Raw genomic sequence first — 6,690 nt, forward strand, 5'->3', positions numbered from 1 at the left:
CATCATGCGGAAGATCCTCGCGGCGGTTACGGCGGTGGTGCTCATCGCCGTCCTTGCTGTGGCGTACGTGTGGGGCCCGACGTACACGGCGAAACTCGACGGCCAGGCCCGATTTTTCGGCACCGACACCCCCGCGCGCTACGCCAAGACGGCCCTCGAGCTGACCGACAATGGCGTCTACGCGGATACGGAGCGCTACGCCGCGGCGCGAGCAGCCGCTGAGGACGCTGCAAAAGGTGCATCCAGCCGCGAGGAGCTCTACCCGCTGATCCACGAGGCGGCGCGCGCAGCCGGCGGCAGGCACTCCGGGCTGTTGCGCCCGGGTGCGGAAGCCAGCCGGGACGCCTCCCCCGCCGCCCCAGCGCAGCCTGAGGTGATTCGCGACGGCGGGATCGCCCTCGCGACCGTCCCGGCGATCAGCCGGAACATGGACGGAAAATCCTACGCGGAGGCGCTGGCGGGCGGCCTTGCCGACGCCCGCGACGGTGGCGCATGCGGCGCCATTGTGGATCTACGGGGCAACTACGGCGGCGACCCGAGCCCGATGATGCAGGGACTGTCCCCTCTCCTACCGGAAGGCCCGGTGATTTGGTGGGACAGTACCTTCGACCGGGAACCGCTGGAAGTTGAAAACAACATCGCCGGCAAGTGGGACGCGCCCGTAGCCGTGCTTGTGGACGGGGCTACCGCGTCCGCGGGAGAGCTTGCGATGATGGCGTTTCGCGGACTTGAGCGTTCGCAAAGCTTCGGCGCCCCCACTAGCGGGCTCGCCTCCTCGAACGCCATCTTCGACTTCCCCGACGGCTCCGCGCTTGTCATCACCGACGGGTATTTCGTCGCCCGCACCGGCGAGACATTCGAGTACGTGTCCGTCCCGCCAGACGTGGATGCCCGTCTGAGCGAGGCACTTCCCGCCGCCAAACGGTGGCTCGCCGAGGAACACGGCTGCAGCTAAGGCGCGAAAAGCTCCGCACCGTCGGTGGTGCGGAGCTTTCGTCGTTAAGTAGCGGCTTAGTTGAAGCTGTCGCCACAAGCGCAGGCGGAACCTGCGTTCGGGTTATCGATGGTGAAGCCCTGCTGCTCGATGGTGTCCGCGAAATCGATCGTCGCACCCGTGAGGTACGGCACGCTCATCTTGTCCACGACAAGACGCACGCCACCAACCTCATCGGCCTTGTCGCCGTCCAGGTCGCGGTCGTCGAAGTAGAGCTGGTAGCGCAGACCAGCGCAGCCACCAGGCTGAACAGCGATGCGCAGGGACAGGTCGTTGCGGCCCTCCTGATCAAGCAGGGCCTTCGCCTTCGCCGCCGCTGCCTCGGTGAGGTTCACGCCAGTTGCGGAAGTAGGTGCAGTCATTGGGTACTCCTTCGTGCTACGCGTTCGAGTGGCGCCCATGCTACGCGCGCCCCTTCATAGCCGGTGTAACGGTTCTCCCCCGCAATCTATTCCCACTGGTTACAGGAATGTCGCGGTGGCCTTGTAGCCTAGGTGGCGTGAAACTACCCTGGGAAAAATCCGAGCAGACAGATAAGGCTGGTTCGACCAAGGCCGAACTGCCTCAGACCGACACCACGCCCGCGGCAGATACGCCCGCAGAGCCGAAACTTCCGAAGGGCTACACCCCTCCGAAGGGCAAGCCGACACCGAAGCGCATTGATCAGGAAATCAAGCGCGGTGTCGTGCGCGATCCGAATGCAGCTACCCCGGCCCAGATCCGTCAGCGCGAAAAAGAGCTGAAGAAGTCCATGACCAAAGAGGAGTGGAAGGCGCACAAGAAGGAGGTGCGCGAGGAGAATCGGGCCCGCAACCGCGAGATGCAGGCCAAGATCGACTCGGGCGACGAGCGCTACCTCATGGAGCGCGACAAGGGCGAGGAGCGTCGCTTCATCCGTGACTGGGTGGACTCGCAGCGCTTCTTCAACAACTACGTCATGCCGATGGCGCTGGTGCTGCTAATCGTGATGTTGATCGGCACGTGGCTGCCTCGCGTCGCGGCGGCATTGTCTTTGGTGAGCCTGTTGTTTATCGTCACCATCTTCATCGAGGGCATCATCATCGGCATCCGCGCCAACCGTGCGGTCCGTGCAAAGTTCCCAGAGGCGAACACTGGTTTCAGCCTGGGTATGTACGCGTTCTCCCGCGCTACTCAGCCGCGTAACTGGCGCTCCCCCAAGCCACGGGTGGCGTTGGGCGCGAAGGTATAGCCCATGCAGTTTCCCCCGGTTGAGCCGCCGAAACGCGCGCATGCCCGTGCGGTGGCGGATGCGTTGGCAGGTGGCACGAGTGGCGTTGCCCTTGGAAGGCTGGGGGCGATCGGTGCGTGGGTTGCCTCCGTACAAGGCCGTGACGTGCCCACACCGTTTCTGCGCCCGCGTGCCGTGATCGTCGCTGGCAATCACGGCATTGCTACGCGAGGTTTGTCGGCGTGGACATCGGATGCCGGCGCCGCTCAGGTTGAGCAGCTGCGCGCCGGTGTCGGCCCTGCCTCCACGACGGCGCGGGTTGCGGGAGCGAGCATCAGGCTTATCGACGACTACCTGGACACCCCCACCGGCGCCATCGACGTGGAACCCGCCGTGTCGCAAGACGTGTGGGATGCGGCGTTGGCTGCGGGTGCAGAGATCGCCGATAGTGAAATCGACGGCGGTGCTGACCTGCTGATCCCCGGAGACATCGGCGTTGGCAACACCACCGTCGCCGCGGCGGTGTACGGCACGTTTACGCGCACTGAGCCCGCAAAGGCGATCGGGCGTGGCTCCGGCATCAACGATGAGGTCTGGAAGATCAAGGTCGCCGCTATTCGCGACGCGATGTTCCGCGTGCGCAGATTCCGCGACGACACCGAACGTGTCTGCGCGGAACTCACCGGCCCGGATTTCGCCTGCCTGGTCGGCTTCATCGCCCAGGCCGCCGCGCGCCGCACGCCGTTGCTTATCGACGGCGTCTACCCCGCCGTCGCCGCATACGTCGCCGAACGCCTCGCACCCGACACCAAAGACTGGCTCATGGCAGCGCAGGAGGCGAACGAGCCGGCGCAGGCTGGCTGCTTCGAAGCGCTCGGGCTTCGACCGTTGCAACACCTGGATATGAAAACGGGCCAGGGCGCTGGGGCCCTGGCCGCGTTGCCGCAGTTAAACCTGGCGGCGGAGATGGTTGGCGAGGTGCTCGCCGGGGGATCGTCGATAAGCGACTAGCCCTCGACGAGCGTGAGGTTCCAACCGTGGGTGTCCTCGACCTCGCCGGTCTGGATGCCGCGCAGACGCTCGCGCATTGCCAGGGTGATCTCGCCGGCCTCGTTGTTATTCACCGTGAACTCGCCCTCGTTGCTGAGCACGCGGCCAACCGGGGTGATCACAGCTGCGGTGCCGCACGCCATGGTCTCGGAGATGGTGCCGTCCTCGGCACCAGCACGCCACTGCTCGACGGTGATCTTGCGCTCCTCGCTGGTGTAACCCAAGTCTTCTGCGACCTGCAGCAGCGACTTACGCGTAATGCCCGGCAGGAGCGAACCGGACAGGGACGGGGTGATGATCTTCGCGTCCTTGCCGGAGCCTTCGACGAACATGAGGTTCATGCCGCCCATTTCCTCGATGTACTTGCGCTCGATCGCGTCGAGCCACACAACCTGGTCGCAGCCCTTGTCCGCAGCCTGCTGCTGCGCAAGCAGGGACGCCGCGTAGTTGCCGGCGAACTTCGCATCGCCGGTGCCACCCGGTGCTGCACGGACGTAGTCTTCGGAGATCCACACGCTGACCGGCTTGACGCCACCCTTGAAGTAGGCGCCTGCCGGGGAGGCGATGATGTAGAAGGAGTACGACGAGGACGGCTTCACACCCAGGGTCTTCTCCGTGCCGATCATGAATGGACGCAGGTACAGCGACGCCTCGCCGCCAGCTTCAGGTACCCACTTCTGGTCGATGGTGACCAACTGGCGCACGGCCTCCAAGAAGTCCTCATCCGGCAGTTCCGGCATTGCCATACGACGCGCGGAGCTGCGCATACGCTCAGCGTTTTGCTCCGGACGGAACGCGGTGATGCGCCCATCGGTGTGGCGGTACGCCTTCAGGCCCTCGAAGATCGCCTGGCCGTAGTGGAAGACGTTGGCGGCCGGGTCGAGCGCGATCGGTTCGTACGCGCGCACCTGGGCGTTGTGCCAGCCTTTGTCTTCGGTCCAGTCGATGGAAACCATGTGGTCGGTGAACTCCTGGCCGAACGCCGGGTTAGCGAGGATCTTTTCACGCTCAGCATCGGTTGCGGGGTGGTCTGACGGGGTAACTGCGAATTCGAGGTTAGACATGTGGCCCACGTTACTCCGTGGCTATGTACCCTCGGGAGGCAATCCTGTTCAATTGTCAGAAAGGTGTTGTTTATGTCGTTCGATGTCACACTTCCTGCCCGCGGTACGACGGTGCGCGCGGTAGCCGGATCTGCTGCCCCGGAGGGCGCTGTGCTGCTGGTTCCGGTCGCGCAGGGCAATGACGGAGTCGAGCTTCCTGTCACCCAACTTGCCCCGAAGGGCCTGCTTGAAGCCCTCGTTGCGGTCGGCGCGAAGGGTACGGCTAACGAGGTCACCCGCGTTGTCGTCGACGGCACGCTGGTCATCGCGTACGGCCTCGGCGACGCGAACGACATTGACGACGAAGCCGTGCGCCGCGCCGTCGGCGCCGCCACCCGCACCCTCAATGGGGTGGAAAAGGCAGCTATCTCCGCCGAGTTCGGCGTCCAGCCGGTCGTCGAGGGCCTCCTGCTCGGCGGCTACGTTTACAACGGTCTGAAGTCCACCGCCAACACGCTTGACGACGACAACACCGACGCCGAACTCCCCCAGACCACCGAAGTCACCGTGGTCGGCGCAGACGAGAAGGCGTTCGAGCAGGCCGTCATCGTCGCCGAGTCGGTCAACCTGGCCCGCGACCTGGTCAACACCCCGTCAAACTTCCTCTACCCCGAGTCCTACGCCGCTGTCATGGGCGAGGTTGCTTCGGCGGCCGGCCTGGACATCGAGGTGCTCGACGACAAGGCGCTTGAAGATCAAGGCTTCGGCGGCATCCTCTCCGTCGGTCGCGGCTCCGCACGTACCCCGCGCCTGGTCCACCTGACGTGGGCGCCGTCCGGGGCGACGAAGAAGGTCGCGCTTGTGGGCAAGGGCATCACCTTCGACACTGGTGGCATCTCGCTGAAGCCGGGCTCCGGCATGGAGGACATGATCTCCGACATGGGCGGCTCCGCAGCACAGCTCGGCGTCATCGCCGCTGCCGCCCGCCTTGAGCTGCCAGTGCGTATCGACGCCTGGCTGCCCCTGGCCGAGAACATGCCATCCGGCACCGCCACCCGCCCGGGCGACGTGATCACCCACTACGGCGGCATCACCAGCGAGGTCATCAACACCGACGCCGAAGGCCGCCTCGTCCTTGCCGACGCCATCGCCCGCGCCTGCGAGGACAACCCCGATTACCTCATCGAAACCGCAACCCTCACCGGCGCACAGCTGGTCGCCCTGGGCAACCGCACCTCCGGCGTGATGGGGTCCGACGACCTGCGCGACCTCATCGCCGAGACAGGCCGTGCCGTCGGTGAGCAGGCTTGGGCTATGCCGCTTCTCGAGGAGCAGGAAGACGAGCTGAAGTCCCCCATCGCTGACATCCGCAACACCCACAACGCCCGCACCGGCGGCATGCTCTTCGCCGGCCTCTACCTCTCCCGCTTCGTGCCGGAGAACGTCGAGTGGGCTCACATCGACATCGCCGGTCCGGCCTGGAACGGCGGCGGCGCCTGGGGCTACACCCCGAAGCGCGCAACCGGCGCCCCGGTCCGCACAATCCTCGAGGCGCTCAACCGCCTGGCTGCGAAGTAGGCGTTTGAGGCAATACGGCCACTATGCCGCTGCATAGTCCCCCGCTCTCGAGCCGACAGGACTATGCCGCTGCATAGTTCTGCTAGGCCTCCCCACCTAAACGGCACACCGTACACGGTACATTTCGCTATTTTTCGGTGAAATGTACCGTCTTTGATGTGCCGTTTAGCCGTATGGGCCGGGCGGGGGGCACCAGCCGTCTAGCTGTACGGGTTTTCGCCGCGCTCGAACCGGGCGCGGCGCTCTTTTTGTTCCTCGCGCTTGCGCAGAATGCGTTCTTGCTCCATTTTCTTGCGCATACGGTCGGGGTAGCCGGTCTCTTCGACGTCGTAGAGCAGAATGCCCAACATGTCGGAGACGGCGTCGATGCCTTTGGGCCCGCCGATGCGGCGTCGGGTGTAGTTGCCGTGCTCGTCGACAAGAACGACGGACATCTCGTTGACCATGGTTTCTGGCTCGACAAAGCCTTCCACGAACGTGCGGCCGGCGACCCAATCGCGCAAGTATTGTGCGTCGTCGGGGCGGATTGTCTCGCCCGGTGCCCGTGGCGGTTTGAACGTCGTGGACTTCTTGCCTTTGCCGAACAGGTTGAACACGCCCCACATCATACGGGCCTGTCTAAGCAATTAGGTCACCCCTTGGGCAACGAACGTGTGTGGATGCAGGTACGCTTTGTGCCGTATAGCTTCCAACGTTTCAATGAGGAGACTTTAAACATGGCGCACTCTGTTGAGATGCCCGAGCTGGGCGAGTCAGTCACCGAAGGCACGATCACGACGTGGCTGAAGGAAGTCGGCGACACGGTTGAGGTCGACGAGCCGCTGCTCGAGGTCTCC

8 protein-coding genes are annotated in these 6,690 nt (G+C 64.7%); 5 read left to right on the forward strand and 3 right to left on the reverse strand.

Annotated elements, in window-relative coordinates; all coding sequences use genetic code 11:
• Positions 1-4: 4 nt before the first annotated feature.
• Complete coding sequence (locus HMPREF2736_RS12655; protein WP_083322990.1) at positions 5-955, forward strand: S41 family peptidase; 951 nt, start codon at positions 5-7, stop codon at positions 953-955.
• A gap of 56 nt (positions 956-1,011) precedes the next feature.
• Here HMPREF2736_RS12655 and HMPREF2736_RS06155 read toward each other — a convergent pair whose 3' ends face one another.
• Complete coding sequence (locus tag HMPREF2736_RS06155) at positions 1,012-1,356, reverse strand: HesB/IscA family protein (protein WP_070450850.1); 345 nt, start codon at positions 1,354-1,356, stop codon at positions 1,012-1,014.
• 137 nt (positions 1,357-1,493) lie between these two features.
• Here HMPREF2736_RS06155 and HMPREF2736_RS06160 point away from each other — a divergent pair, with 137 nt between their 5' ends.
• Entirely contained in the window at positions 1,494-2,204 is a 711-nt protein-coding gene (locus HMPREF2736_RS06160; protein WP_070829119.1) for a DUF3043 domain-containing protein, read from the forward strand.
• Between the two features lie 3 nt (positions 2,205-2,207).
• A complete protein-coding gene (locus tag HMPREF2736_RS06165) occupies positions 2,208-3,194 on the forward strand; it encodes a nicotinate-nucleotide--dimethylbenzimidazole phosphoribosyltransferase (RefSeq protein ID WP_070829121.1) in 987 nt (328 codons plus the stop codon).
• Here HMPREF2736_RS06165 and HMPREF2736_RS06170 read toward each other — a convergent pair.
• Positions 3,191-4,297: a branched-chain amino acid aminotransferase gene (locus HMPREF2736_RS06170; protein ID WP_070422159.1), complete on the reverse strand. Its 1,107-nt coding sequence runs from the start codon at positions 4,295-4,297 to the stop codon at positions 3,191-3,193. The two genes, HMPREF2736_RS06165 and HMPREF2736_RS06170, sit on opposite strands and share 4 nt — an antisense overlap.
• 72 nt (positions 4,298-4,369) lie before the next feature.
• On the opposite strand from HMPREF2736_RS06170, the gene HMPREF2736_RS06175 reads away from it, so the two are divergent.
• Complete coding sequence (locus HMPREF2736_RS06175) at positions 4,370-5,854, forward strand: leucyl aminopeptidase (protein ID WP_070484026.1); 1,485 nt, start codon at positions 4,370-4,372, stop codon at positions 5,852-5,854.
• Positions 5,855-6,054: 200 nt separating this feature from the next.
• Here HMPREF2736_RS06175 and HMPREF2736_RS06180 read toward each other — a convergent pair whose 3' ends face one another.
• The gene (locus tag HMPREF2736_RS06180) at positions 6,055-6,450 is read right to left on the reverse strand and encodes an oxidoreductase (RefSeq protein WP_070422376.1); all 396 of its coding nucleotides are present in this window, start codon (positions 6,448-6,450) and stop codon (positions 6,055-6,057) included.
• Positions 6,451-6,570: 120 nt separating this feature from the next.
• Between HMPREF2736_RS06180 and HMPREF2736_RS06185 the strand changes: the two genes are divergently transcribed.
• The coding region (locus tag HMPREF2736_RS06185; RefSeq protein ID WP_141741381.1) for a biotin/lipoyl-containing protein at positions 6,571-6,690 on the forward strand (120 nt) is incomplete at its 3' end.

It is taken from the genome of Corynebacterium sp. HMSC036E10, assembly GCF_001836265.1.
GTDB lineage: Bacteria > Actinomycetota > Actinomycetes > Mycobacteriales > Mycobacteriaceae > Corynebacterium > Corynebacterium coyleae.